Source organism: Phormidium sp. CCY1219, assembly GCF_035615515.1.
Taxonomy (GTDB): domain Bacteria; phylum Cyanobacteriota; class Cyanobacteriia; order Cyanobacteriales; family Laspinemataceae; genus CCY1219.
In genome coordinates, this window is sequence record NZ_JAJENT010000677.1 from 1 (window position 1) to 26,080 (window position 26,080).

20 protein-coding genes are annotated in these 26,080 nt (G+C 51.9%); 8 read left to right on the forward strand and 12 right to left on the reverse strand.

Annotated features, from left to right (window positions below; genetic code table 11):
- Positions 1 to 587 precede the first annotated feature (587 nt).
- From LKK83_RS19705 to LKK83_RS19715, 3 genes are all read right to left on the reverse strand, one after another.
- Entirely contained in the window at positions 588 to 1,088 is a 501-nt protein-coding gene (locus LKK83_RS19705) for a hypothetical protein (RefSeq protein ID WP_324633007.1), read from the reverse strand.
- Positions 1,089 to 1,180: 92 nt separating this feature from the next.
- On the reverse strand, positions 1,181 to 2,155 hold the full coding sequence (cysK, locus tag LKK83_RS19710; protein ID WP_324633008.1) for a cysteine synthase A: 975 nt from the start codon (positions 2,153 to 2,155) through the stop codon (positions 1,181 to 1,183).
- A gap of 122 nt (positions 2,156 to 2,277) precedes the next feature.
- Positions 2,278 to 4,926: a sigma 54-interacting transcriptional regulator gene (locus tag LKK83_RS19715; RefSeq protein ID WP_324633009.1), complete on the reverse strand. Its 2,649-nt coding sequence runs from the start codon at positions 4,924 to 4,926 to the stop codon at positions 2,278 to 2,280.
- Between the two features lie 8 nt (positions 4,927 to 4,934).
- Here LKK83_RS19715 and LKK83_RS19720 point away from each other — a divergent pair, with 8 nt between their 5' ends.
- Positions 4,935 to 5,069 carry a hypothetical protein gene (locus LKK83_RS19720; protein ID WP_324633010.1) on the forward strand — a complete coding sequence of 45 codons (135 nt, stop codon included), beginning with the start codon at positions 4,935 to 4,937 and terminating at the stop codon, positions 5,067 to 5,069.
- A gap of 461 nt (positions 5,070 to 5,530) precedes the next feature.
- Here LKK83_RS19720 and LKK83_RS19725 read toward each other — a convergent pair whose 3' ends face one another.
- Together LKK83_RS19725 and cobI are read right to left on the reverse strand one after the other, a co-directional pair.
- The gene (locus tag LKK83_RS19725) at positions 5,531 to 6,280 is read right to left on the reverse strand and encodes a cobalt-precorrin-6A reductase (protein ID WP_324633011.1); all 750 of its coding nucleotides are present in this window, start codon (positions 6,278 to 6,280) and stop codon (positions 5,531 to 5,533) included.
- 300 nt (positions 6,281 to 6,580) lie between these two features.
- Complete coding sequence (gene cobI / locus LKK83_RS19730; protein WP_324633012.1) at positions 6,581 to 7,288, reverse strand: precorrin-2 C(20)-methyltransferase; 708 nt, start codon at positions 7,286 to 7,288, stop codon at positions 6,581 to 6,583.
- A gap of 435 nt (positions 7,289 to 7,723) precedes the next feature.
- Here cobI and LKK83_RS19735 point away from each other — a divergent pair, with 435 nt between their 5' ends.
- From LKK83_RS19735 to LKK83_RS19755, 5 genes are all read left to right on the forward strand, one after another.
- The gene (locus tag LKK83_RS19735; RefSeq protein WP_324633013.1) at positions 7,724 to 8,050 is read left to right on the forward strand and encodes a NifB/NifX family molybdenum-iron cluster-binding protein; all 327 of its coding nucleotides are present in this window, start codon (positions 7,724 to 7,726) and stop codon (positions 8,048 to 8,050) included.
- A 32-nt stretch (positions 8,051 to 8,082) separates the two neighbouring features.
- Complete coding sequence (locus LKK83_RS19740; RefSeq protein WP_324633014.1) at positions 8,083 to 8,946, forward strand: ATP-binding protein; 864 nt, start codon at positions 8,083 to 8,085, stop codon at positions 8,944 to 8,946.
- Positions 8,943 to 9,833, forward strand: a complete 891-nt coding sequence (locus LKK83_RS19745; protein ID WP_324633015.1) for an ATP-binding protein — start codon at positions 8,943 to 8,945, stop codon at positions 9,831 to 9,833. Before LKK83_RS19740 ends, LKK83_RS19745 begins: the two co-directional genes overlap by 4 nt.
- 84 nt (positions 9,834 to 9,917) lie before the next feature.
- Positions 9,918 to 10,256, forward strand: a complete 339-nt coding sequence (locus LKK83_RS19750; RefSeq protein WP_324633016.1) for a NifB/NifX family molybdenum-iron cluster-binding protein — start codon at positions 9,918 to 9,920, stop codon at positions 10,254 to 10,256.
- Positions 10,257 to 10,522: 266 nt separating this feature from the next.
- On the forward strand, positions 10,523 to 11,383 hold the full coding sequence (locus LKK83_RS19755; RefSeq protein WP_324633017.1) for a damage-control phosphatase ARMT1 family protein: 861 nt from the start codon (positions 10,523 to 10,525) through the stop codon (positions 11,381 to 11,383).
- 132 nt (positions 11,384 to 11,515) lie between these two features.
- On the opposite strand, the gene LKK83_RS19760 is transcribed toward LKK83_RS19755, so the two are convergent.
- The 4 genes from LKK83_RS19760 to LKK83_RS19775 all read right to left on the reverse strand — a co-directional run bounded on the left by LKK83_RS19760 (position 11,516) and on the right by LKK83_RS19775 (position 15,069).
- Positions 11,516 to 12,712: a PQQ-dependent sugar dehydrogenase gene (locus tag LKK83_RS19760; RefSeq protein WP_324633019.1), complete on the reverse strand. Its 1,197-nt coding sequence runs from the start codon at positions 12,710 to 12,712 to the stop codon at positions 11,516 to 11,518.
- A gap of 375 nt (positions 12,713 to 13,087) precedes the next feature.
- The gene (locus LKK83_RS19765; protein ID WP_324633020.1) at positions 13,088 to 13,648 is read right to left on the reverse strand and encodes a hypothetical protein; all 561 of its coding nucleotides are present in this window, start codon (positions 13,646 to 13,648) and stop codon (positions 13,088 to 13,090) included.
- A 36-nt stretch (positions 13,649 to 13,684) separates the two neighbouring features.
- Positions 13,685 to 13,942: a hypothetical protein gene (locus tag LKK83_RS19770; protein ID WP_324633021.1), complete on the reverse strand. Its 258-nt coding sequence runs from the start codon at positions 13,940 to 13,942 to the stop codon at positions 13,685 to 13,687.
- A complete protein-coding gene (locus LKK83_RS19775; protein WP_324633022.1) occupies positions 13,933 to 15,069 on the reverse strand; it encodes an AAA family ATPase in 1,137 nt (378 codons plus the stop codon). Before LKK83_RS19775 ends, LKK83_RS19770 begins: the two co-directional genes overlap by 10 nt.
- A gap of 591 nt (positions 15,070 to 15,660) precedes the next feature.
- On the opposite strand from LKK83_RS19775, the gene LKK83_RS19780 reads away from it, so the two are divergent.
- A complete protein-coding gene (locus LKK83_RS19780) occupies positions 15,661 to 16,419 on the forward strand; it encodes a TVP38/TMEM64 family protein (RefSeq protein WP_324633023.1) in 759 nt (252 codons plus the stop codon).
- Between the two features lie 239 nt (positions 16,420 to 16,658).
- On the opposite strand, the gene LKK83_RS19785 is transcribed toward LKK83_RS19780, so the two are convergent.
- Complete coding sequence (locus tag LKK83_RS19785; protein ID WP_324633024.1) at positions 16,659 to 17,567, reverse strand: hypothetical protein; 909 nt, start codon at positions 17,565 to 17,567, stop codon at positions 16,659 to 16,661.
- A gap of 190 nt (positions 17,568 to 17,757) precedes the next feature.
- On the opposite strand from LKK83_RS19785, the gene LKK83_RS19790 reads away from it, so the two are divergent.
- A complete protein-coding gene (locus LKK83_RS19790) occupies positions 17,758 to 18,615 on the forward strand; it encodes a class I SAM-dependent methyltransferase (protein WP_324633025.1) in 858 nt (285 codons plus the stop codon).
- A gap of 198 nt (positions 18,616 to 18,813) precedes the next feature.
- On the opposite strand, the gene LKK83_RS19795 is transcribed toward LKK83_RS19790, so the two are convergent.
- Entirely contained in the window at positions 18,814 to 24,285 is a 5,472-nt protein-coding gene (locus tag LKK83_RS19795) for a trifunctional serine/threonine-protein kinase/ATP-binding protein/sensor histidine kinase (RefSeq protein WP_324633026.1), read from the reverse strand.
- 492 nt (positions 24,286 to 24,777) lie between these two features.
- The gene (locus LKK83_RS19800) at positions 24,778 to 25,944 is read right to left on the reverse strand and encodes an NDP-sugar synthase (RefSeq protein ID WP_324633027.1); all 1,167 of its coding nucleotides are present in this window, start codon (positions 25,942 to 25,944) and stop codon (positions 24,778 to 24,780) included.
- Positions 25,945 to 26,080 lie beyond the last annotated feature (136 nt).

The following is a 26,080-nucleotide window of genomic DNA, read 5'->3' on the forward strand; positions in this document are numbered from 1 at the left end:
TACCATATTACCTGCCCGGTTTGAGACAACTTTTGTTCTGATTTTAGCAGTTTTCAGGTGGGCGGTGCCCACCTTACAAGTTTGGCGAATTTTTCCTAAAAATTTTTTCTCTCAATCCTTGACAAGGTTGCAGGTTTTGGTTTATTATACGGATAATGGAAAAGGTGCGGCCATATATAGGGTAGGATTGGTTTCTCCCCTGCATCGAATGAGCTGCAGGGGATAAGGGAGGGGCTTAAAAGCCAGAGGATGTTAGGGCTTTCGTTAAGGCTTCAATAAATTTTTCCCCCAAAAGGCTGGAGAGGAGACCCCAGAAGATAACCAGTAGGAATGCAAGTGCGAATTGAAGGGGGGTCAAAGGGTGGGCGTAAAAGGAGACGGGGATAAAGATAGTAAAAGCAGCCACTGCAGCCCCGGCGAGAAATCGGTAGATTGCGGGGGCGAGGGAATGGGGTTTACGATCGCTATTTTCCGAGGTCATAAGGGGTTTCTCCACAATACGGAATGATAGAAAATTGACAGACAGAGTTGAGAAGGGTGAATCTGACTGGATAATATAACTGCGAGAGCGATTCATTAACTGGGGTTCAGTGTTTTTTGAACCGTTGAAACGCACTCCCGAGTATGGGAAGCAGGACCAAAAGCGAAAGCCAGCGGGAATGAAGTATCAGCCAATTGGCGGCGGAGAAGAAGGCACTTTGCTGAAAAAATGCAAGCGCTACCTCATCGTTGGCACGATCGGCGATCGCCGCGCCCCCGATCGCGTATTGAGTGGCGATCGCGAACCCCCCCAAAGCCGCGTGCAGTGCGATCGCCGCGCCGCCACAAGCCAGCACTCCCACTGCCCCCCCACCCAGGGCGCAGACCCCGAGAGCGAGTCCTCCCAAGGATAGCACGCCAGCGGACAATCCGCCAATCGCCACACCGCCCACTGCGACGCCACCGATGGCGATCGCGCCGTTTGCCACATCCCCCAAGGCGATCCAACCGCGCGCGATTCCTCTGCTCATTTCATCGGGCGATCGCGGGCCGATCGCGAGGTGAACCAAGGGCCAACCCAAAAGCGTCATTCTGCTTGTATAATGCATCGCTCACCTCCAGAGCAACTGTCTCCTGCTGCCAATCCCATTCCAGTACATTGAACCGCGATCGGCCACTCCTTCCCGGCAAAATGGGGGTTTCATCCGGGAGAATTAGAAGTCACCGGACTTTCCTCCGGAACATTGGGAGCAAACAGGGGGGTACTTAAATAGCGTTCCCCGGCACTGGGTTGAATCACCACGATCTGCTTGCCCCTCCATTCTGCCCGCCGTCCAATGTGTAATGCCGCGTGAACCGCCGCCCCAGTGGAAATCCCACTGAGGATACCTTCTTGCTTCGCCAACTGTCGTCCTACGATATAAGCGTCCTCCTCACTCACGGCAATGACTTCATCCATTAAATCCACCCGCAACACATCGGGAACGAACCCCGCGCCAATCCCCTGCAAATTATGAACGTGAGGGGGTTGACCGCTCAATACCGCACTCCGCTGCGGTTCGATCGCAATTAATTTCAAATCGGGTTTCTTCTGTTTCAGATAGCGTCCCGCGCCGGTTAAGGTGCCCCCGGTGCCCACCCCCACCACCAACACATCTAATTCTCCGTCAGTATCTTGCCAAATTTCCACCCCAGTTGTAGTATAATGGATTTTCGGATTGGCGGGATTGCTGAACTGCTGGGGGGAAAACGAGTTGGGAATACTGGCTAACAGTTCGTTCGCCCGGGCGATCGCCCCTGCCATATCCAACTCGGCTGGGGTGGTTATCACTTCTGCTCCATAAGCCTTCACAAGCTGTTGTCGTTCCCGACTCATATTCCTCGGCATAGTGAGAATTAGACGATAGCCCTTGGCGGCACAAACCATTGCCAAGCCGATGCCGGTATTCCCCGAGGTCGATTCAATAATTGTGGATTGTCCAGGCTGAATCAACCCACTGCGTTCTGCTTCTGCTATCATACTAATCGCAATCCGGTCTTTTACCGACTTTGCGGGATTCAAGCTTTCCAGCTTCAGTACGATTTGTGCCTCACAGCCATACTGTGCTGGCAGATGGTTGAGTCGAACTAGCGGTGTATGGCCGATAATCTCGGTAATATTCTGGTAAATTTGCATCAGACTTCCCCAATAACGAACTTTATCTGTGTAAATAAAAGCGGGCGATTGAAATCGCGCCTCAGCAGGTTAAGTCCGCCGACGCGGACTAATGCTTTTTTACAGCCGAGGCGGACTCGATCTTACAACACCATCATGGCAAAGAAAGCTCCTGTCAATCCAAGCATCAATACAATCTGCCAGAGGTTATGCGTCAGAGAACGTCGGGTAATCCCAAACAAGAGATAAACGCTCACCCCGAGTCCCAACCAGAGTACCGCGCCTTGGAGGAATTGCGCCACATCCACACTCCATGTGAGGGTGGGCAGCAAGGCACCGTTAAACCCAAAAGTGCGGGCAAGGGTGGGCAATATCGTCCCGGATTCGGTAATCGCTGCGGGGATATAGTATGCCAAATTTGCGCCTAACGTCAGGGGAAGATAGGCGTAGATGACATGCAGATAGTCGGGATAGTCATCCCCTGGTGCGGGGGAAATGAGACGCACCCACAATCGCGTCAGTTGTTGCGTGCTATAGGTTAAAAGGAAGGGAATGCTTACCAGGAGGGTGACGACGGGCAAGGAAACCAGCAAGTGAGCGGAATCCAAGGGAATGTCTCCCCAACCGAACCACCGGAGTAGGCGATCGCCTTCGTGCATGAATACGCCGCCCAGCAATAACAGCAGCAACGCGACTTCTGCCCAAAACGGTTGATGTCCCTCCAGTATATCGGCGGCGGGGAAGCGCAGATTCAGTTGTACGGAACGATTGGGACAGGCTTTCAAACAGGTCATGCACAGGACGCAATCTCGATTGTCTTTTAACTGGGCGGGATGGGAATAGAGCGGACAGCCGCCAGTGGCTTGTCCTTCGGTGGGTAGGGCGTCGGGAAAGTTCACCGGGGTGGCATCGCTGCCTTTGTAGCAGCCAAAGGTACTACATTGACTGCCACACACCTGTTGGGTCGATCGCAGCTCGATCGCGGATAACTTGGCAAACAGGCCATTCATGCCCCCGATGGGACACAAGTAGCGACACCACAGGCGACGTTCGTAAATCAGGCTACAAACGATCGCGCCGGCGGTAATAATCATCAATAACCAAGCCGACAGATAGGCGCTGTGAGGCAAATCCCACAGTTTTTCCCACAGATAAATGGCGACGAATCCGCCCCAAAGCCACCAAGCGCCCCAACGGTTTAACGCTTTGGTATTCCAGGGTTTCAAGGAACGAGGAAATATCCACAGGGAGAGTTTTCGCAACCACTCGGCGGTAATCATAAAGGGGCAGACGGCGCACCACAGTCGCCCCAGGATCGGGAACAACAGGAGATAAAACGGCCACCACCAGGCCCAGAATACATGCAGGGTAATGCTGTTCCCGCGACTTTGCGGCCCGATGAACCCCATCAGGGTGACGGGAACAAATATCAGCATCATCAATACCCAGGTGCGCTTTGTCCACCAATCGCTCAACAGGAATTTTCGCAGTCCGGGTATGACGTTGAGCAGGTCAATGCGAAAGCTGTTTTTCTGCGATTCCACGGACCATAGCACTTGTTCTGGGATGACGGTTTGTCCGGGAGGAGTCATGCTGACGGCGCGTTTCAGGATGGCCTCAAGTTCGGCAATGTTCCCGGGATAGTCGTAGCTAATCAGGCGACGCAAATCCGCTTGGTTCAGTTCTAGGGGGGGACGTTCGGATTGGGCGCAGAACTGAGCTACAAAATATCGAGCAAAGTCGCTAATGTCGAGTTTGCGCTGGGTGAGAGCGAATAGTTTGATAAAGTGACTATCGATTTGGGGCAGGGCAATTTTTTTGGGGGCTATCAGAATCAGGCGCACCGAGAGTTGCACCGGGGTGGTAGAGTTGTTACGGTGAATAATGCCGGTTTTTAGGTATTCAATCAGGCGATCGCGGTCTCGTTTAGTGAGGAGATGAACGTTATCGATCGCCAGGGTACCGCGTTCGAGCAGTTCCAGGATGCCGAGTTCCCGTTCTGCATTGCCAAAAATGCGATCGCTGTTCGCCACTCCTCCCTCTTCTCGCGGAAGGGTGGCGCAGTCGATTTCGGCAAAGGGTCGGTCGCCAATGGGCGATCGCTGATGAATTAATCCGGCGATAAAGCTTTTTCCGGTACCGCTTTGCCCTTGTAATACCACCGGTTTGAGGTCTTGACTGGCAGTATTCACGGATTCGGTGAGTTTTTTGCTCCCTTTGCTACAACCAACGATACTTTTGTCATGGGGAAGGGGTTGCAGATAGGGTTGCAATCCCTGAATTCTGGCTTGTTCTGTGGCCAACCGTTTGGCAAATCGCTCTAAGTCTTCGGCGAGAAGACTGGTAATCGCTTGCTGTAGGTCCGGATACTCCCGAGTCAGGGTTTTGAGGATGTCTCGGTGCAAAAACCACACTTCGCAACAGGTGAGAGCTTTTGCATTTGCCTGATATTTATGGTGCAATTGATTGCTAACTAAGGGTAGATAGCCAAATACGTCCCCTGCATTGCGATAGGTGATGTGACTTTTTCCCACCGGGGAATTGCGATAAATTTCTACGGTTCCCCATTTGAGAAAATAAAGTCCCTGGGGCGTTTGCCCTTCTTGATAAATACATCGGTTGGTGGTAATGGGGAGGAATTGCAGGTGACGGGCGATCGCCTGAATCGTCGCATCGCTCATTTTTCCCCACACGCGGTGGAAGGAGAGCCAATTTTCGTACTCTAGGTATTCGGACGGATCCCCAATGAGGTCGGGGGATTCCGGATATAGAGGAATGGAGGAATTAGACATGTTAGTCCTTGGGCGTTGAAAACGATGGTTGGAGCAACACTCCCAGCAACGCGGATGGTGAGGATGCGATCGCGGGTTACATTGTGGGCGAGAATAACTTCGGATTTTACGCGATCGCCACTATTGCCACCCTAAATGGTTAATACCCCCTCTCTCAGAACAATCCCCCCCGATTGATCTTTCGCGCTTGGGTTGAGTCTTGGATTTAGGATTGGCTGCTATCTTGCGTTTCGATTGGTTTGAGAGTGCTCCATTCTAATGGTTTCTGTTATTGTACCTTACTTTGGCGCTTGAATACTGGCCTAGGATGTAAATTTTTTTGAAGGGGAATTTCCTCTGGGAGGGGATGCGCGGGCAATGTTTGGATTGTATCGTTTGTTCGGGAGAAGCGCGGGGGAGGTAAATCGCACCTGTACGCCGACTACTTTTTTTGACAGCTATTCCAGCACTTTTAGTATCAATCAAAGATAGCGATTCGTTTAGGCGGTTTGAAATGCTGGGGGTGCGAGGGTCTAGCTTACTCGTGAAGTCGCTTCTAGCTGGCGCTAGGGAGTAGCGAGCCAGAGGCTCGCACTTCCGGCTAAATAAGCTGAGATGAGAAAAGCTAGAGATACCCTCGCAGCCAGCACAGAGCGCTGTCTATATCCCCGATCCGTTCGGTTTGCGGAAGGGATGGCCGTTGTATCATTACCACCGGGAGTCCGAATTCCCGCGCTGCCATAATTTTCGGGTAGGTGGCATCGCCGCCACTGTTTTTGGTGACGATCGCGCCAATGTCATACCGCCGCAACAGCGATCGCTCTTCAGCGAGGGAAAACGGCCCCCGTTGTGCGAGTACGATTCCCGGCGGTAACCGCATATCCCCTGGCGGTGGAGTAACTATCCGCATCAGAAACCACAGGTGGCTCAAATGGGCATAACTAGCCAGTTCTTGCCGACCAATCGTGAGAAATAGGCGGGGGGCTAATCCAGGTAAAACCCCGGCGGCGGCTTCGTGGTTTTGCACTTCTACCCAGCGATCGCCGACGGTTTGTTCCCAGGCGGGACGCAGCAGCATCACGTGGGGAATATTCTCCTGTCCGGCGGCGATCGCGGCATTCCAGGACATCTGCGCCGCAAAGGGATGGGTGGCGTCAATCAACAAATCAATCTGCTGTTCTCGCAGATACTCCCTCAACCCAGACACTCCCCCAAACCCGCCGATTCTCGTGGGGATGGAGCAGTTCACCGATTGACGAGTCCGACCCGCCAGAGAGGCGATCGGCTGCAATCCTTCTAGTTTAGAGGCTCTGGCTGCCAGTTTCAATCCCTCGCCAGTGCCACTCAAAATCAGCACTCGTTTTGGTTTTCTCATAAACAATTGATACGGCAAACGCTTTTCTACTCAATTCGGGCAAGCCACAGTAGGCAGTTTAATTATAAAATACCCTCCGGAGAAATAGTAACAAAAATTATAGCTTGAATGAGTCCGCGTAGGCGGACTTAGTATGCCCAGGCGCGATTTCAATCGCCCGCTTTAATGAATCTTACGCTAGAGCTTGCCCAAGTGCGATTTCAATTGCCCGCTGTTGATTGGCAATCCTCTGGGGGGAGGCGGTAGCTCGGGAGAGGCGTTCCCAGGCTCCGCCTGGGAACGAGTTGTCGGGCGTATATTTTATACTTGTATTTGACTGGGAATTAAAATCAAAGACCAGTAGGGAACTTCTGCCGGATCGACCTCGGTAATCGCAATGATGCGCTGATTGGGGTGAGTTGCCCGTTCGATATACAAAGCGCGCTCTAGCAGCTTTAACTCTGCCAGAATCGTGCGAACTTTGGCAAAGTGCCTGCCGACTTTGATAAGAACGGCGGCATCAACCCCAGAGAGCCGATCGCGCAAGGTGGTTTCATCCAATGTAGCGGGGATAATACTTAGCACATCGGTGCGGTAGGCGATCGGCGCGCCCAGCATTGCCGCACTGGCGAGGGTTGAAGAAATTCCCGGGACAATTTCGGTAGGAAATTGGTGCGCGAGGCGCTGGAACAGATACATAAAAGTACCATACAACATTGGGTCTCCTTCGCACAACACGGCCACATCTTGTCCGGCGTTGAGGCGATCGCCAATTTTTTCTGCAGCGATATCGTACTCCGGGAGAGCCGATCGCTGGGTACTGAAAGGCAAGGGTATGGGAATTTCCGCGCGATCGGGAGGAATAAACTGCGCCACGATCGCCCGGGCCACACTTGCGCCATTTTTCTGGGTGGGATAGGCAATTACGGGAACGGAGGTCAAAATCCGGTGAGCTTTCAGGGTCAGCAATTCCGGATCTCCCGGCCCAATTCCTACCCCATACAGTCGTCCTGGTGTTGCGATCGTCATTCTTTCTCCTTGTTTTAGCTCAACATGCAGGGCGATCGCGCCCCTCCCCCTCCCTCACGCGCCGACCATCGGCCACAAGGCGGGCAATATATGATAGCACGTTGTTGGCAATTATAGAACGGATCCGGTGGCAGTGGGTTGGCGATCGGGCAAGGTCTCTGTTCCCAAAATATTGCCGCAAATATTACCACATCGCGCCACATCTGACAAGGTGAATGGTGTAAATTTTTGTGAAGGGCGATCGCTGAGGGAATTTGGGTACGCTAATTAATAAGGACAGAAAAGCGGTGTAATCCCTGCGCCCGGGGCAATCCGAGCGCCCGGATTCCGCCTCTATCCGAGAAATGCCATAAATCTTTACTCAAACTACTGGACTTTTTTTCATCGTTATTTTACTATTAGGTTATGAAGTAGTTTAAGCAGGAGGGACCCCCCATGAAAGTCGCCATTAGTTCCACTGGTCGTAGCCTAGAGTCCCCACTGGACCCCCGGTTCGGGCGCTGCGCCTATTTTCTTCTAGTAGACTCCGACAGCGGAGAATTCGAAGCCATCCCCAACGAGGCGGCCAGTCAGACCGGGGGTGCAGGGATCCAATCGGCCACCACTGTGGTGCAAAAAGGAGCCAAAGCGGTTATTTCCGGCCAGTTTGGACCGAAAGCGGCGCAAACCCTGAGTGCGGGCGGCGTGCAAACCTACACCAGCAATGCAGCAACGGTTCGCTTAGCCTTAGAAGAATGGCAGCAGTCGTCCCCGAATGCCTAATCCGAAGCTTATCTCACTCCAAGGAGGGAGCGATGACATCAAAACGCAGCACCATTTGTATAGCCGGCGGGAAAGGCGGAACGGGTAAAACCACCGTAGCGGCGAACCTGGCGGCGACTCTAGCACAACAGGGAAATCCCGTCACTTATCTCGATTGTGATGTGGAAGAACCGAACGGGCACTTATTCCTGCATCCTACCCTAAACCGCCGCGATCGCGTCACCGTTCCCATCCCGCAAGTAGATAGCGATCGCTGTGCGGGATGCGGACAATGTGCCGAAATCTGCCAATTCAACGCCATCACCGTCCTCAACGGATCGGTGCTGGTCTTTCCGGAACTGTGCCACAGTTGCGGGGGATGCAGTCTCATCTGCCCCAACGGCGCGATCGCCGAAGTGCCGCAAGAAATCGGCACTGTAGAAACCGGCACCGCCCAGGGGATAAACTTCGTGCAAGGACTGCTCGATATAGGGCAAGTCAAAACCCCCCCGGTGATTAATGCCGTTAAAGAACATATCCCCCCCAGCGGTATCGCTATCCTCGACGCTCCTCCCGGCACTTCTTGTCCGGTGGTGGAAACTGTGCGCGATGCGGACTATCTGGTGCTGGTCACCGAACCCACCCCCTTCGGGTTGCACGATTTAAAACTGGTGGTAGACATGGCGCGAGTGCTGGAAATTCCCTTTGGCATTGTCGTCAACCGGTCGGGAATTGGCGATCGCGCCCTATACACCTACTGCGAAGCGGAAAAGATCGAGATTCTCGGCGAAATCCCCGACGATCGCCAAGTCGCCGTGGCCTATTCCCGAGGACAACTCGCCGTGGACGTCCTCCCGGAGAGGCGATCGCAATTCGCTCGCATTGCCGAAACCCTATCACAAAAGGTATCATTATGAAAGAACTGGTGATTATCAGCGGCAAAGGCGGCACGGGCAAAACCAGTGTGGTGGCCTCATTTGCCGCCCTCGCACCCCATCCCGTCCTCGCAGACTGCGATGTGGATGCTGCCGACTTGCACTTAATCCTCTCCCCCAGCATCCGCCATCGGGAAGAGTTCGTCGGGGGCAATCGCGCCTCCATCGACCCCTCCCGCTGTATCGGCTGTGGAGAGTGCGAAACCTACTGTCGCTTCGATGCCATCCATCCCGCCCCCGATGGCAATACCTATCGGGTAGACCCCTTGGCTTGCGAAGGCTGTGGCGTGTGCGCGCACTTCTGTCCTGCCGAAGCGATCGCCTTCGGTCCGGCGGTAAATGGGGAATGGTATATCTCCGATACTCGTCACGGTCCGATGATTCACGCCCGCTTGGGCATCGCAGAAGAAAACTCGGGCAAGTTAGTCACCCTAGTGAGAAATAAGGCCAAGGAAACCGCCGAAACTCTCGGTCTCCAGTTGATGATTACCGATGGATCGCCCGGGGTGGGCTGTCCGGTGATGGCCTCTCTCACCGGGGCGGATGCGGTGCTGTTGGTGACCGAACCGACGCCCAGTGGCTTGCACGACCTCGATCGCGTGGTGGATTTGTTACAGCGGTTTCAGCTACCAGCGATGGTTTGTATCAATAAAGCGGATCTGAATCTGGAATTGACAGAACGGATCGAAGAGTATGCCGTAAAGCGCGGCTTGCAAGTGGTGGGGCGAATTCCCTATACCCCGACGGTGACTGCCGCACAAACCGCGAGGTTAAGTGTGATAGAGTATGAGGAGAATGAAGCCGCCGTCAGCCTGCGTGCCATCTGGAACCGGGTGGCACATACCCTAGAAGCAATGGGCGATCGCTAACTGCCGATTCCCTCAATCGCATATAACATCTTCCGCGTCTTAATCGGATAACATCTAACCCAACGATAAATCAGGAGAAGAAGAATGAAAGTAGCCGTTCCAGTTTCTCAAGGCGTTTTGTCGCAACATTTCGGCCACTGCGAAGTGTTTTCCCTGTTCTCTCTCGATCCAGACAGCAAACAAATCCTGGACTCCCAAACCCTGACCCCACCGCCTCACGAACCCGGGGTGCTACCCAGATGGCTGTGCGAGATGGGGGTAGATTTGGTGTTAGCAGGGGGTATCGGACCGCAAGCGCAAAATCTGTTTGCCGCACAAGGCGTAAAGACGATCGCCGGTTGTCCCTCCCTGGAACCAGCAACCGTGGTGCAGCAGTATTTCAGCGGTACTCTGTCTACTAGCGATAATACCTGCCACCATTAATACGAACAAAAGGCGGGGAATTGAAATCGCGCCGAACCAAGCCTTAGCGTAGCCCGGTTGCGCCAGCGCTATAGTCCGCCTACGCAGACTATTTGATTCCCTCATTCCCCCCAGGGGAGAACGCCTCTTCCGAGGCGCATCCTCCCCAAAGTGGCCAAGTTGTGCGACTCCAAATCCTCACTGCTACGCCACCAACGCCCTAACAGAATTTTCCCCCAACTGGGGGATCCGACTCCCATTAATCGGCTAGAGTTCTATCCAATGTGATGAAGACCTATTTAGATTGTATTCCCTGTTTTTTGCGCCAAACCCTGTCGGCGGCGAAAATGGCCAGCGACGATCCGGCGCTGCACGAAAAGCTGGTGCGACAAGTGTTGCAGGAAGCCAGCACCATGAATTTCGATCGCTCTCCAGTAGAAATGGGGATGCAGATTCACCGCACCCTGCGGGAATTGAGCGGCAATCCCGACCCCTACCGGGCAGTTAAAGACCGCAGCAACCAGCGGATGATGAAGGTATATCCGCAGTTGTTGTCCCGGGTAAACGCCGCACCAAATCCCCTAGCAATGGCGATGCGCTTGGCCATTGCTGGCAACATTATGGACTTTGGGGCACAAGAGAATCTCGATGACGAAACGGTAGATAAAGCGATCGCCGAATCGATGGCCATTCCCCTGTCCCTAGACGCGATCGCCCAGTTTCGTCAGGAAGTAGAGCGCGCCCGGGATATCTTGTACCTCGGCGACAATACCGGGGAAATCGTCTGCGATCGCCTGTTGCTGGAACAACTGCCCCGGGAAAAAATTACCTACGTGGTGAGAGGCAATCCGGTGATTAACGATGCCACGATCGCCGATGCGGAATCCGTGGGCATCGCCGAATTAGTACCTGTCATTGACAACGGTTCCGATGCGCCGGGAACGATTTTGGCGGAATGCTCTCCGGCATTTCGCGATCGCTTCGCCGCCGCCGATTTGATTATCGCCAAAGGTCAGGGCAACTACGAGAGTCTCAGCGATACGGACAAAAATATATTCTTTCTCCTGAGAGCCAAATGTCCCGTCATCGCCCAGAATTTAGATTGCGCCATAGGCGTGCAGGTGTTGCAGCGCGGTCGGCGACGGTAAGTGCCGGCGGGGACTCAAAGTCCCCGCCTCATCGCTGAAGCCTTTGTGTAAAAAAATGAGTCCGGGTAGGCGGACGAAAGTTTGCCTCGGCGCGATTTCAATCCCCCGCCTTTCACTCCAGCGAACATGATATCACTCCAAGCGAATCAGTTGCCCATTCGGTTCGTCGGTGAGGACGTAAAGTGCCCCGTCAGGCCCTTGTCGCACGTCTCGCACCCGCTGACCGATCGCGATCGCCCTTTCCCCGGCTACCGCGCCCGCCGCATTTAGCTCGATATGGCGCAGGTCTTGAGAAACCAGCCCCCCGGCAAACAGATCCCCGGTCCATTCCGGTCGGCGATCGCTGGTATAGACCGCCAAACCGGAAGGGGCGATCGCTGGCGTCCACACCTGTTTCGGGTCCACCATTCCCGGGCGCGACTGTTCCTCAGAAATAATTCCCCCAGTATATTCCCGGCTATAGGTAACCACCGGCCAGCCGTAATTCTCGCCCCTTTGCAGCAAATTCAGTTCGTCCCCGCCCCGGGCACCATGTTCCGTCGCCCAAATCCGCCCGGTTTGCGAATCCACCGCCAGTCCTTGGATATTGCGATGCCCGTAACTCCACACCGTCGGCTCTGCATCGGGAGTGCTGACAAAGGGATTGTCCGAGGGCACGGAACCATCATCGTTTAGTCGCACAATTTTCCCCAGATGACTGTCCAGGTTTTGCGCCTGAGTGCGGATGAGTTCCCCCTCGATGCTCACTGGGGGATTTCCGCCATCCCCGATCGCCACCAGCATGGTCTCGTCGGGCAACCACACAATGCGCGACCCGAAGTGCTGGCTCCCGGGTTTCGCCTGCGATACTTGAAAAATCACCTCAAACTCGCTCAGGGCGTTCCCATCGAATTTTGCCCGCGCCACTTGCGTGCGGTTCCCGTCCTGGCTTCCGCTGGCATAAGTGAGATAAATCCAGCCGGTTTCCGCAAACCGAGGATGCAGGGACACTTCCATTAACCCCCCCTGTCCCACGGCGAAAACTTCCGGTACTCCCGGGATGGGGGTGGGGTCGAGGACGCCATCGCGCAGGATCCGCAGTCGTCCCGGGCGCTCGGTTATCAGGATTGCCCCATCCGGTAGCCACGCCATACTCCACGGATGTTCCAGGTTGTCCGCCAGAACGGTTTTCTGCAGCTCTGGCGAGCTAGCTACGGTATCGGCGGGAACCAGGTTCTGCGTGCGGGTGGGGGTCTGGGATGGGTTGGAGGTCAAGGCACAACCGGCGATCGCGCAACTGGCGATCGCGCTACCGATGATTGTACCGAGGGAATTGGATTTCGCGGTCATGGCTACAGGTTAAGTGATGGCAGTTTGCTAACTATTGTAGAAGCTTTTGCCCGCTTTTTGCTCCCCCGGAATTGCCGATGCGCCAAATTTTCTCTCCCTTTTTCTGGGAAAGAATAGCCGCTAATAGCTAAAGTCGGTTAAAAACTGACTGAACGGATTATCCTACCAGTTGACAATCGGCAAAATTTGCGTTACTATACGAATAATGGAAAAGGTGCGGCCATATATATAGGCTGGAGCCAAAGAGATTTGCTCGCCGCCACTCAAAGTCCCCGGCTAATAGCTAAAGTCAGTTAAAAACCGACTGAACGGATTATCCTACCAGGTTTTGACTCGTTCCGCGGCTCGCGGGAACCTCTTCCCCAGAAAAATGTCTCATCTCCCACCACTAACTGTAGAAAAATCCGTTTCCTCAATCAATCGACGTAAGTTTTGCCATTCTGGCAACCATTCCCATACGTTATCTGGTTTTTGCTCAATTCGCGTCACAATTCTTTCTAAAAACACTTCCTCTGGTGAGTAATTAGAGTTAGGGGAAGGTTCAAATCCAACTCCCCGGAGGTTATCTCTCATGGCGTATAGCAAATCTTTTCCTGCAAAATAGCAGAGATAATCCGCAAAACGCGAGCCACCCGGTTTAAATTGAGGAAGCAAGGTAGAAAACTTATTCTCAACGTCTGCTTCAGAAACTACGTGAAATCCCCCATATTCTCGAACGATTTCGGCGATTCTTTCTTGGCATGGTTTTTTCCCGATTTTGCGGGGAAAGCAATGTCCTTTCCTAACTTCTTCACCCCAAAAATTCTTAAATCGCTCGCAGGCTAAGGCTGTTCTGGCGGCTGAGTATGCAGCAATTTTTTCGGCTGCATTGTCTAAAGCACTCTGATATTCATTGGGAGAAGGTGCTTTTTTGTCTAATGCTTTTTGCACCACCACTGGGTCGATTAAATAGTTTTCAATCTCTTTTCTTTCTCATGACCAGCCAATCCAATTCTCTGCATAAATTAATCGAGGGGGTTCGTCAAATTTGTGGGAAGCGCGACAATCAAAATCGCGATCTACTAGACAAGCTAAATTCGGAATTCTGCGGCGATCGGCGATGATACTACCCAAAAAGTTTGAGGTTTTTCCGCCTATCGGTCGAATGTCGCATTTCGGGAGTAACTGACGAATGACTCGAATATCGATGCTTTTCGGATTTCCCTCACAGTAGAGAACGGTTACAGACACAATGTTCCTCCGGGCAAACGATAGGTTTCACTTTCTGCGATCGCATTGCTAATCGATTCCGAGTGAGTGGTAATAATAAACTGACAGGTTGGCTCAATTTTCATAAGCTGACCCACAAAATATTGAGCCGCCGACGGATGTAAATTGAGGTCAATTTCATCAATTAAAACCACTGAATAAGCAATTTGTTGTCTGACGAACTCGTATAACAGGGGAAATACAGACTGCTCGCCGGCTGACATTTCTGCAATATCGTAGGTTCGGTATCCATCATTAAGCAAGAAATAGGTTTCTTCATCAGTAGGAGAGTCCAAACTCGGAGATTTTTCTAACCCGGCGAAGGAGCGCTCTGGAAATACCTTTTTATAAAGTCTTTCTATCTGCAAGAGATAACTATGGGAATAATCGCCTACACCGGATTCCCGTTTTCGATACCAATCAATTAAATACTGTCGCAACCGCCCTACTCCTAGCTCAAATGAAGTTTCGCTACTGCGTTCTTTTACGTTGTTTCCGCTGCTATCTGGGTGGGAACCCGAGCCTAAATTCCGAAACTGGTCGAACCAAAAAACCCCGGGAAGTTTGGCAAAATACTCTCGGAAAGACTGCTCCCGCCTTTTGATAAACCATTGGGCATAATATCTGCCCATAAACTGAGCGCGTTGTGCTGGAGTATCCCCCGCTTTCCAAAAATCGCCGCTCAACACCAGGCGCACTTTTTGGCTATCTCCCGGTTCGACAAAATCGCGCATTTCTTTGAACTCAGACGGTTGAGCGTCGTACCATTTTCGAGCCAATTCGCGCGTGGCGTCTAGTTCATCTTGTTCGAACAAAACTTGCATCTCAATTCGCGGAGAACCCCATCTAAAATAGCGACTGGGAAGGAAACCAATCCAGTCAAAATCGGAGATATCGAAAATCCGACGAGTGGCTAATGCAAGTGGAATGGCGATCGCTTGTAATAGAGTGGTTTTTCCGCTCCCATTATCCCCCAAAATCAGATAGCGACTGCTAACTTCATCCAGAATACTATTCTTGAATGAAATCTCTATATCCTTAAACCGCTTAAAGTTTTGAATGTAAATAGATTCTACCTTCACCCGCTTTTCCCCTCTAACGGACATCATCTGTGGCGGTGCGTGGTTCGGAGGAGAAGCAGCAGAAGCCTCGCCATCCTTGTCCTTTCCCTGAAAAACGCCACCTCAAAGCACTAATCTTAACCTATCAAATTTTCAGACATGTGGCAACATGAGGCATGAGAATGGCTTTCCAGGGCGCACCGCCCCCACAATCCGCGTGACACTGTAGGTTGAGAAAAATACCCTGAGCCAGGGTAGGGTTAAATGCGAACAGAGCTGCTCCTACGCAGGCTAATTAAAAATAGAGGTTTGACCGGTAGATTTGGGATCGGTGTTCTCGCTACCGCGCGATCGCCGCCCGGGGTTTTGAGCAGTTTGGGGTGGTGACGGAGAGACTTATTTCGCCTCGGGAGGAGCCAGGAGGGGAGATATAGGGGCGCACCTATTCCATTATCTTTAGGCTAACACAAAATTTGTCAAATTTACCGTTAATTTGGAGAAATTTGGCTAAATTTGTCCCAGGGAGAAACACCCCTAGGGTGGGAAATAGGATTTTGAGGCAACATTCAGCTTGTTCTCAGGAGAGACTCATCTGCAGGTGATGGAATACAAAGGTGTGAAGTGCTTGGGGAAGAGCGGATGAAAGAGGAGATGCTGAATTGCGGGGAAAAGAGACGATCGCAGTGTAGATCGGTTTCAGCGAGACTGCGGCGACAATGGATAAAACAGGGGCGGCGAATTCAACAGTGGGGGCGATCGCCGAAACTGTGGGTAGCGATCGCCCTAGTGCTGTGTCTGCTAGTGAGTTGGTTGACCCCGCTCAACCGTCTCTTCGATCGCGCCTTTCTCACCGCCACCCTAGAACGGTGGGGAAATTGGGCGGTATTTCTCTTCGTGTTTATATACGTTGTTGCCACCGTTGTCGGCATTCCCGGCACAGTAATGACCCTAGCGGGCGGTGCGGTATTTGGGTTGCTGTGGGGAACAGTGTGGTCCGTTATCGGTGCCACCCTTGGGGCGATCGGGGCCTTTTGGGTAGCGCGGTACCTGCTGCGAGACTGGGCGGAACGACGATTCGCACATCATCCCGCCCTGGCAAGATTCGATCGCGCCGTCACCCACTACCCGCTTGCATTCGTGCTTGCCGTGCGTTTTGCCCCCATCTCCCCGTTTAACGTAGTTAATTTTCTGTTTGGGCTGACCTCCCTGCACTGGATACATTACGCGATCGGCACCCTGTTCGGAATTATCCCCGGCACCCTGGCTTATACCTGGCTGGGCGTCACTGGAGATCGCGCCTTGCGGGGAGGCGATCGGCTGCCATTTTTCCTAGCCCTCAGCGCGATCGCTTTGCTTTCGGTAATTCCGGTATGGGTGAAACGGAGAATGAACCCATAGGGTGAGCAATGCCCATCCTACAGCGATCGTTTTTTATGCCTAAGCTGGGGAAAAGTGAGCCATGCCCCCTACAGTTTAGGCGTAGAAATATCCGCGTGTTTTATACAGCGAATAATAATAATCGAGTCGGTTAAAACCGACTTCAGCTATGAGACGGGGGTTTAAACCCCCGGCGGACTATGAGAAGGGGATTTAAACCCCCGGCGGACCTCAGGGATGAGGCACCGCCAGAGTTCGGATCAAAACTGATAGGTGACGCCGATTTGCAAAACCGGATAGAAACGGAAGCCGTCGAGGTCCTCCTGGAGGTCTTCTTCTTCGCGCTGCAGTTCTGTTTGCAATCCCGGACTACCCGCGCCACCGGTGGCGGTCAAATTCACCTCGGGAGAGCGTTGAAACATCACGCCGAGGTCTACAAAAAAACCCCATCGCTTACCCGGGGTGACGGGATTGCCCCAACCCACTCCAATATAAGGAGCGAAATCGGGAAAATCCACTTCCGCCTCCAACGTGCCAACTTCAGCGGCGAGAAAGGTAGAATTGCCGATTTCGTAAGCTTCCACACCGTTGATAGTTGTCGGTTCACCACTTCCGGTCGCTTGATTGCCATTAAACACCAGGCCCCCCGTGAAGCGGAACCCCTGATTTTCAATCGGATAATAATCCACCAGGGCCGGAATAGTTCGCAGATCCACATCCGTATTGTAGTCAATCCCGCTTTCCTCAAAATCGGCACTAAAAGACAAGCCGTTATACCCGATTCTGGCGTTAAGATTGGGCAAAATTCTGCCCGTCACATTCGCGCCCAGGCCCAGGGTGCCCCCGGTACCGATAACGCCAATTCCGCTGCGTTCTTCTTCCAGGCGGATAGTGCGCGGTGGGGATGGCGGGGTGGGTTCCGAAGGCGGTACTGGTGCGGGGGGGACCGGGCGAGTGGGGGGCGAGGGGGCCGGTTCGCGGGGCACCTCGCGCCTGGGGGGCGGTGGGGTACCCTGACAGCGAGAATTTAAGGGGAATAACCGACAAAGGGTTTCCAGGTCAGTTTCTTGCGCCTGTAGGGGTTGCGATCGCTGCGCCTGCATCGCCAGGGCGCTGGTGATGCCAATCAAGAGATAAACGAGCTTTATGGGTTTAAATGTTTGGGGCATGAAATTCCTGTTTTCACCTGCTTTTGGGCTGGATAAACCTGCTTTGGCATCATATAGCATAAGGGCGATCGCGACGCAAGCTTTTTTCAGCACTGGCGGCGGTGTTTTTTCCCCTAGAGGAATCCCCGGTTTTATAATTAACTTAAGGCTGCAATTTTTTGCCTATTATTTTTTGGAGGTCAGTCAAGTTATGGCAGTTCGCAAAGACACCATCTTCGAGCGGTTTCTCGGCCCCGTGATGCGGCTGTTTCTGGATGAAGCAGAAATGCGACGGTTGCATGAAAGTATCGACTGGGAGAGAGAAATCGCCCAATTCCAGCGAGATATAGAGTATCCATCCTACTACATCAGCCAAAACTTTCACGGAATCGAAGGCGGGTATTTAACGGCAGATGCAGCGGTGAGTTACGACCCCATCACCCAATATGTCCTCCCGCCCAACGAAACCTTAGTGCGCCAAGGAGCGATCGATGCCATTAGCGGGCAACCCCGTCGCATTCTAGATCTCGGATGCGGCACTGGTTCGATGACCCTCATGCTGCAGCAAGCCTTTCCCGAAGCGGAAGTTATCGGATTGGATTTATCTCCCTATATGCTGTGTATAGCCCAGCGCAAAGCCCAAGCTGCCGGCTTAGAGATTCAGTGGGTACATGGGAATGCGGAAAAAACCGACTTCCCCGACGCCGCCTTCGACTTGGTAACGGCATCGTTATTATACCACGAAACCCCTCCCCGAGTCGCGCAAGCGATCGCCCGAGAAAGCTTTCGCCTGCTGAAAACCGGCGGCGAGTTTATCGTTTTCGATGGCAATCAAAAGACCCTGCGCCACACCGAGTGGCTGACCGACATTTTCGAGGAACCCTATATTCGCGATTACGCCAAAGGTAGCGTGGATGCTTGGATGGGGGCGGCGGGATTTGGCGCAGTGCGGACCGAGGAGCACTGGTGGGTCAATCAAGTGACGCGCGGGGTAAAACCGATCGCCAATTCCGCCTCGGAGTCACCCTCCTCCACCGCTGAATGGGTGCAACAACCCAGTTTCGCCTAATGCCGATTGCCTCACATGAAATGGCAGATAGGTCTGAAACGCCCTATCTTGGATCGGTGCGTGACCCCCGTAGCCAATGAGTGGGAGAATTGCCCGACTCGGTGGCGGGGGTCACGCACCCTACCTGGGGGGCTACGTGAGAAGCGATCGGGGATATGGGGTATAAAAGAGCGATCGCCCTCCATCGGAGAGTCGGTCTTAGGCGGATTTTCGGTGAGCTTGACGCAGGGGAATTTCGATAATAAACTCGGTTCCCTTGCCCGGAGTGGAAACGCACTGAATTTGTCCTTGATGCTTGTCTGCAATAATTTGGTAGCTAATCGATAACCCAATACCCGTGCCTTTTCCGGGGGGTTTGGTGGTAAAAAACGGGTCGAACAAGCGATCGCGCACCGACTCGGGAATCCCCGGACCGTTATCGGAAATGCGGATAGCCACCACATCGCCGCCAACGACTTCCGTGCGAATGGAGATAGTCATTTGTCCTTGGTCATTTGACTCCAATGCATCGATCGCATTAGCAATGATATTCATAAACACTTGATTGAGTTGTCCCGGATAGCATTCCACTGGGGGGAGGGAACCATACTCTTTAATAATATTGATTCCCGAGCTATCTGCTGTGGGTTTCAAGCGGTTGTGTAAAATCAGCAGAGTGCTATCGATACCCGCGTGCAGGTCTACTGCTTTTACTTCTGCTTCATCCACCCGAGAAAAGGTGCGTAAAGACTGGACAATTTCGCGGATGCGATCGGCTCCGATTTTCATAGCGCGCAGCACTTGGGGCAAGTCTTCCACGAGAAATTCCAGCTCAATTTCTTCTAAGCGATCGCGAATTTGGGGGGCGGGATGGGGATAGTGCTGTTGATAAAGGGCAATCAATTCGAGCAAATCTTCCATGTAATCTTCTGCATGAGGAAGATTGCTATAAATGCAACCCACGGGATTATTAATTTCATGGGCAACCCCCGCCACCAATTGTCCGAGACTGGACATTTTTTCAGTTTGAATCAGTTGCACCTGAGTGGTTTGCAATTTTTCTAACGTGCGTTGCAATTCAGTGGCTTTTTCCCGTTCTCGTTGTGCCGATCGCTGTAAATCTTGGTAGAGGTTGGCATTGTCCAGAGAAATTGCAGCTTGAGCGGCTAACAGGGATAAAATTTCCAAGCGATCGCGCGTAAATGCGCCCACCGTCAGCCGATTTTCCAAATACAAAACCCCAGTTAAAGTACCGCGATCGCGCACTGGAACTCCTACAATCGACTTAGGTTGATGAGTTGTGATATAGGAATCCTCCGCGAACAATTCCTCATTCACCGCATCATTCAGCACCACCGTTTCCTCAGTTCGCGCCACATAATTAATCACCGAAATCGGCAAATCCGGGCGTTCTTCTAGAGGAACAAATGGCATAACGATGACATTTTCTGGTTCCACAGAACATTCCGCCGCCAGAACCAAAGGGTTATCGTCGGATGCGGAAACATCCCGATGGCGCAACAGCAGCAATCCTTTTTGTGCCCCGGCATTTTCCATCAACACCTGCATCAACTTATCCAGCAAGCGATCGAGCAGAATTTCCCCCGAAATCGCCCGATAAGCTTTCAGGAGGGAAGATAAATCCAAGGCGGCGGAAGTGCTTTCCGTACTGCTAGATTTTGTGGTGCGAGTCACAGTGATATCCAGGGGTGCGGTTGCGGGAACGCGGGAGAGGAATTGGGGATATCGTTGTTCTAACTGACTCACTTTAGCCCCTGCGCCCCAAGTCATGTAAGCATAATAGGCATCGGTGAGATAAACCCGGGCAATTTTTTCTTTTCCGCGCTGCAAATAGAAAGTGCCGGCGAGTTCGTGAGCTAATGCTGCTTCCGGGAGATAGCCCGATTGTTGCGCGCCAGCGATCGCGCGATCGTATTCCTCCGCCGCTTCCGCATATTTCCCCTGAATTCGCCACAATTCTGCCGCCACCAACTCGTACTTATGCTGATAGTTTGCGCCCCCAGAAACCGCCCATTTTTTCAGTTTTTTCTGATTGCGCTTAACCTGCTTTAAGTATTTCTTTTGAGTCTTGGCATCCACCTGCGGATAATCTCCCAGCAGCGCCAGAGAATAGTAAAAATTATGCAGGGGAATATTCATCGTCCCCAAAGCGCCTTCTTCATAGTGCAAAGCGCAGCAAGCGTTTTCCACCGCAGCGGAATAATCCCCAAAGCAATAGTGCAAGAAAAGTTTAGCCAAATACACCGGAAACAGCACCATGCGATTGCCCGATTCGATTAATTGCGGCAGCATTTGCCCTTCATCAAAGCTCGGACCGGCCAGAGTTTTTGCTGTAGCGAATTGCCCTTGTAAATTCAGCACCACTTGATGCCAAATTTTGCCATAATAGAGCTGAAACGCTTGTTTGTACTCGCCCATCAGTTCCAGGTAATTGGATTGTTTGAGTTGTACGTCGGGCAGTGCTTCCCCACTCAAAAACAGGTAATTGCAATAAAACGCGGCACAGTGACAGGCAAATTCTTGGTCGCCGGTTTCTAACCCGCTGTAGATACCTTTTTGCAATGGGTCGAGGGTATAGCGCACATGTTCTTGCCAGTGGCGGATAAAAAATTCGCGGGTGAGGTAAACTTTGGCAGCGATGGGTTTGGCGTTGAGTTTTCCTAACAATTGTAGCCCCAATTCACCAAACCGAGAGCCTTGTTTGATATCGCCAACAATGCCGCACAAAATCATCCCATAGGCGGCATAGGCATAGGCGGAAATCGGCGCATTTCCGTACTTCAGGCTCAGCTTAATCATAGTGAAGACAATGAGCGGAAAAAGCTCGGGTTTGGCGATAAAAACGGGCGGAACGGAATTCATCAGAATTCGCATAGCGGCGATTTTATCCGGTTGGGTCATTTCGGGCAGTTGTGCCAAGTCTTCAATGCGTTTTCCCGCCATTGCAACTTTGGTACTCAGCAACCCGGCGATCGCGCGCATATCCCCGGCGTTTTTCGGCAGAGAAATGCCCAACATTTCCAGCACTTCCAGAGCGATATCCACCGCTGCTGCCATTTGGTTTTGGGCGATATAAAACTGGAGTTTCTTTTCGTAAACGCTTGCGCGATCGAGCAGAGTTTGAGCGCGCTGTAACACGATATCCGCAAGCTGGTTTGCTCCCTGGAAATTCCGGTTTAAATATTCCGCTTCTACCGCTTCTACATGCAGGTGCAAGGTCAGTTGATATTGCGCGGTCCAACTCTGTGGCGATAACAGATTCAACCCCTCGTTTAAATAGCGCACTGCAGCTTCATAGGCGGTTGCAGCTTTAGCTTTTTGACCGGCAATCAAATTGAGCTGGGCTAATTCCTCTTTTTCAGTTTGCAATTCTAAGGTATCCGCACCCACATTTAATTGGTTCACCAAGGTGAAGATATTGGCTTCTCGGTCCTCGGGGGGAATGCTTTGCAGGAGCAATTGACCGATGTTGAGATGGGTAGCTTTTTTCTGCGTTTCGGGGATTAAAGAATAGGCAGCTTGTTGCACGCGATCGTGGAGAAATTTATAGGAAATCGAGCCTTGCAGGGCGGGAACTTTTAAAGCAAAAGTTTCCCTGTCTGGAGTTTCCCGAAGGGTTTCCGGGGCAATTTCGCCCAGCATGGGAATTTTATAGGCATTGCTCGCGGGTAAAATTAATCCCGCCTGTAGTGCTGCCCACAACTCCGTAGCGGTTTCGCTCTGGGATTGATGCCTTGCAATGGCGAGGACTTCTAACGTAAATTGATTGCCGATACAAGCGGCTAGCTTCACCAGTTCTTGGGTGGATTCGGGCAGTTTTTCAATGTTCCTGGCTACTAATTCTATTACGCTTTTATCCGTGATGCCAATAGCTTGAATTTGAGCGATATTCCACTGCCAATTGCCGGAAATAAAGTCAAACTGCAATAGCTTTTCAGTGGCTAAAGATTGCAGCATTTGGGTTAAAAAGAAGGGATTGCCCCCGGTTTTGTGGAAGAGAAGTTGGGCGAGTTCTGCGGATGGGAGAGAAGCGGCGTTTCGGTCCGATAAATCGCGATCGCTCTCTAAGGTATCTGCCACTAATGCTTTGACATCCGACAAGGATAAAGGTGTCAGTTGAATCGAATTAACCACTGCACCGGCGTTTTCCATATTTTCAATGCACTGCATCAACGGATGCACCGCACTGACTTCGTTATCTCGATACGCGCCAATCCACAGCAGATATTGCGTGTCTGGGGTACTCATCAGGGAGTCGAGAAACTGCAAAGAGGCGCTATCTGCCCACTGCAAGTCATCTAAAAATAAAACCAGGGGATGTTGTTTTTGGGTAAATACCCGAATGAATTGTTGGAAAACTCGATGAAAGCGATTTTGCGATTCTGTCGGTCCGAGTTGGGCCACCGGGGGCTGTTTGCCGATAATCCGTTCTACGGTAGGAATCACATCAATAATGAGCTGCCCGTTATCTCCCACTGCAGCGAGGATTTGTTGTTTCCAGTAGGCGATTTTGCTGCGATTTTCGGTGAGCAGTTGCCGAATCAGTTCGGCAAAGGCTTGAATTAAGGCATCATAGGGAATGTTGCGCTTGAATTGGTCGAATTTGCCTTTGATAAAGTAGCCGCGCTTTTTGACGAGGGGTTTGTGGATTTCTTGCACCAAAAAGGATTTTCCGATACCGGAATAGCCGGCGATCGCCATCATTTCTGCTGCACCAAAACTCACCCGTTGAAATGCCTGCATCAGGGTAGCAACTTCCCGTTCTCTACCATATAATTTTTGCGGAATTAGCAGTTGAGCGGATTTATCTCGCGCCCCCACTTGAAACGGCGCGATCGCCCCTTGACTTTGTAGGCGATCGAGACTGCATTGCAAATCATACTGAATCCCGGCGGCACTTTGATATCGTTCTTCGGCGGTTTTTGCCATTAATTTCATCACGATATCCGACACCACGGGAGGAATTTCACGGTTGAGGTGATGGGGGGGAATTGGCGTTTTCGCCATATGTGCGTGAATCAATTCCATCGGATCGGCGGTGGTAAAGGGAAGTTGCCCGGTGAGCATTTCATAAAAGCTCACGCCGAGGGAATAATAGTCCGTGCGATAATCTATGCAGCGATTCATTCTCCCGGTTTGTTCCGGGGACATATAGGCAAGGGTGCCTTCCAGTAAGTTCGGATCCATCGGCGTGGGATTTTCTTTCCACAGGCGCGAGGCAATGCTAAAATCTGCAATTTTAACTTGACAAGTGGCGGGATTGATGATAATATTTGAAGGTTTGATGTCTTTATGAATGATTTGTCGTTCGTGCAATTGGCCGATAATTTCTACCAGCATCATGCCCAAGTGCAGGCACTCTTGAAGAGAAAGGGTTTTCTGAGATAAAAAATCTTTCAGGGATTCGCCGCCAAAGTCTTCTAAGACGATCGCCTGAATTTCGCGATCGCAAATAAATTCCAGGGGATTGACCACCCCAGGGAGTTCTAGGGAATGGGAAATTTCATATTCATATCGCAAGGCGGCGATTTGTTCCAGGGTGGGATAATCCTGTTTGAGCCGTTTAATAATCACTGGCGAACCATCGGATTTTTTGATGCCGCGACAGATGACGGTATTGAGTCCTTCTTGCAGGATTTCTCCGATTTGGTAGCCGAAAAGTGCCTTCATTTCTTAAATGTCCTCCTTTACGGGTGTGGTGGAACGAGCGTTTAAATAATTTCCTCTCGATTGCGTTAATGATGTTACGGAATTAACAATGCACTGGATTGTTAGGGTGCGATCGCCATTTCAGCAAAGCCACAAAATTTTTCTGGGTAAAATAAAATTTGTGTTATTATTTTTTCGGCTTAATTTATTGTTACCTTCTCCGCTTCACTTTTGCATCAGCAAATCCACCACACCGACTTCCGTAAAATTACGGAGACCCTCCCTCAGTAAATTTACTGAGCTGACCGATGCTGCCCTGCAAGGAGGCAGGTGGCATTCGGGGGTGCAGTGGGGGCGAATTCCCTTTTCCTTGGGGGTTTGCGCCCCTCAGAACCGCAATATTGTAGCACAGGGGCAGGTTGTTACAAAATTTAACCCCCGTCCCTCCCGAAACCAGGGGAGGACACTGGGGGTGCAACATTGCCGAGAGTTGGCGATTAAACGCCGGACAAACTACTCCGGTTCGTGTTCGAGCAATTCCGCGATCGCCCTGCCTTCTTCGGGTGTATCGATGGGCAGCACTTGACGCGCATCGGTAATCAACCAATCCAGGGCCGCCGCTTGCACGTCAATCGAGGCCCCGGTTTTATCCACGCAGTAGCGACCAAACACCAGCTTATCCACCAAACGCACCCCAGGTCCCAAGCGCGAATATTCAAAAATCACGCTATTTTCCACCGTCGTCCCACTCGAAATCTGACAACTCGGCCCGATCATCGTCGGACCGACAATTTTCGCTCCATCTTCAATCCGCGTCATCGCCCCAATGTACACCGGACCTTGAATCTCCACCTTATCCCAGTCCATCACCACATTTAAACCAGTGTACACCCCAGGTGCCACTTCTTTCCCCGGAATCGACACATTTTTAATTTCCCCCAGCAACACGCCGCGAATCGCGCGCCAATAATCCGGAACCTTTCCAATATCCACCCATTGGAAATCCATTGTAATCCCATAAAACGGTGCCCCCATTTCCACCAACTTGGGAAATAAGTCGCCGCCAATATCAAATTCTTGCCCGGAAGGAACATAATCGAGAACCTCTGGCTCGAAAATGTAAATCCCGGTGTTAATGCTGGTACTCATCGCTTCGTCCACCGACGGTTTTTCTTGGAAGGTCTTGATGCGATCGTCTTCATCGGTGACCACCACCCCGTAGCTAGACACTTGCTCCCGGGGGACGGATTTCATCACAATCGTGGCGATCGAACCTTTTTCTTTATGAAACCGCACCGCCTCGCTGATATTCAGGTCAATCAGCGCATCCCCGCATAACACCACAAAGGTATCGTCAAAAAAGGGGTAAAAGTCTTGGATTTTCTTCATACCCCCCGCACTTCCGAGGGCTTCCCCAACCAGTTGGCCATCCACGATTCGCCCTTCAAAGGAATAGGCAATTTCTACCCCAAATCGCTGACCATCGCGAAAATAGTTTTCGATTTCGTTGGCCAGGTGGCTGACATTGACCATAATTTGGTCAAATCCATGTTGGCGCAGCAACTCGACCAAAAATTCCATCACTGGCTTTTGCAGGATGGGAATCATCGGTTTGGGAATCGTGTAGGTGATGGGACGCACGCGGGTACCTTTACCCGCTGCCAGAATCATGGCTTTCATGATAACCTCCGATACGTTTGGAAACCCCCGTGCTTTAGCCGGGGGAGGAAAAACGAACATGCGGCTTTAGCCGCCGTCAAAACTATATTGAGAATTGGGTGTGCAGCGGGTTCGGTTGCCCCTGCACATAGAGATA

Excerpts from the sequence above, each read along its gene's own strand:
- LKK83_RS19785 (WP_324633024.1), bottom strand. The coding sequence starts at position 17,567 with ATGCCCCAAACATTTAAACCCATAAAGCTCGTTTATCTCTTGATTGGC.
- LKK83_RS19745 (WP_324633015.1), top strand. The coding sequence starts at position 8,943 with ATGAAAGAACTGGTGATTATCAGCGGCAAAGGCGGCACGGGCAAAACC.
- LKK83_RS19705 (WP_324633007.1), bottom strand. The coding sequence starts at position 1,088 with ATGCATTATACAAGCAGAATGACGCTTTTGGGTTGGCCCTTGGTTCAC.
- LKK83_RS19725 (WP_324633011.1), bottom strand. The coding sequence starts at position 6,280 with ATGAGAAAACCAAAACGAGTGCTGATTTTGAGTGGCACTGGCGAGGGA.
- LKK83_RS19715 (WP_324633009.1), bottom strand. The coding sequence starts at position 4,926 with ATGTCTAATTCCTCCATTCCTCTATATCCGGAATCCCCCGACCTCATT.
- LKK83_RS19740 (WP_324633014.1), top strand. The coding sequence starts at position 8,083 with ATGACATCAAAACGCAGCACCATTTGTATAGCCGGCGGGAAAGGCGGA.
- LKK83_RS19790 (WP_324633025.1), top strand. The coding sequence starts at position 17,758 with ATGGCAGTTCGCAAAGACACCATCTTCGAGCGGTTTCTCGGCCCCGTG.
- cobI (WP_324633012.1), bottom strand. The coding sequence starts at position 7,288 with ATGACGATCGCAACACCAGGACGACTGTATGGGGTAGGAATTGGGCCG.
- LKK83_RS19750 (WP_324633016.1), top strand. The coding sequence starts at position 9,918 with ATGAAAGTAGCCGTTCCAGTTTCTCAAGGCGTTTTGTCGCAACATTTC.
- LKK83_RS19800 (WP_324633027.1), bottom strand. The coding sequence starts at position 25,944 with ATGAAAGCCATGATTCTGGCAGCGGGTAAAGGTACCCGCGTGCGTCCC.
- LKK83_RS19760 (WP_324633019.1), bottom strand. The coding sequence starts at position 12,712 with ATGACCGCGAAATCCAATTCCCTCGGTACAATCATCGGTAGCGCGATC.
- LKK83_RS19775 (WP_324633022.1), bottom strand. The coding sequence starts at position 15,069 with ATGATGTCCGTTAGAGGGGAAAAGCGGGTGAAGGTAGAATCTATTTAC.
- LKK83_RS19755 (WP_324633017.1), top strand. The coding sequence starts at position 10,523 with ATGAAGACCTATTTAGATTGTATTCCCTGTTTTTTGCGCCAAACCCTG.
- LKK83_RS19795 (WP_324633026.1), bottom strand. The coding sequence starts at position 24,285 with ATGAAGGCACTTTTCGGCTACCAAATCGGAGAAATCCTGCAAGAAGGA.
- LKK83_RS19735 (WP_324633013.1), top strand. The coding sequence starts at position 7,724 with ATGAAAGTCGCCATTAGTTCCACTGGTCGTAGCCTAGAGTCCCCACTG.
- cysK (WP_324633008.1), bottom strand. The coding sequence starts at position 2,155 with ATGCAAATTTACCAGAATATTACCGAGATTATCGGCCATACACCGCTA.
- LKK83_RS19780 (WP_324633023.1), top strand. The coding sequence starts at position 15,661 with ATGAAAGAGGAGATGCTGAATTGCGGGGAAAAGAGACGATCGCAGTGT.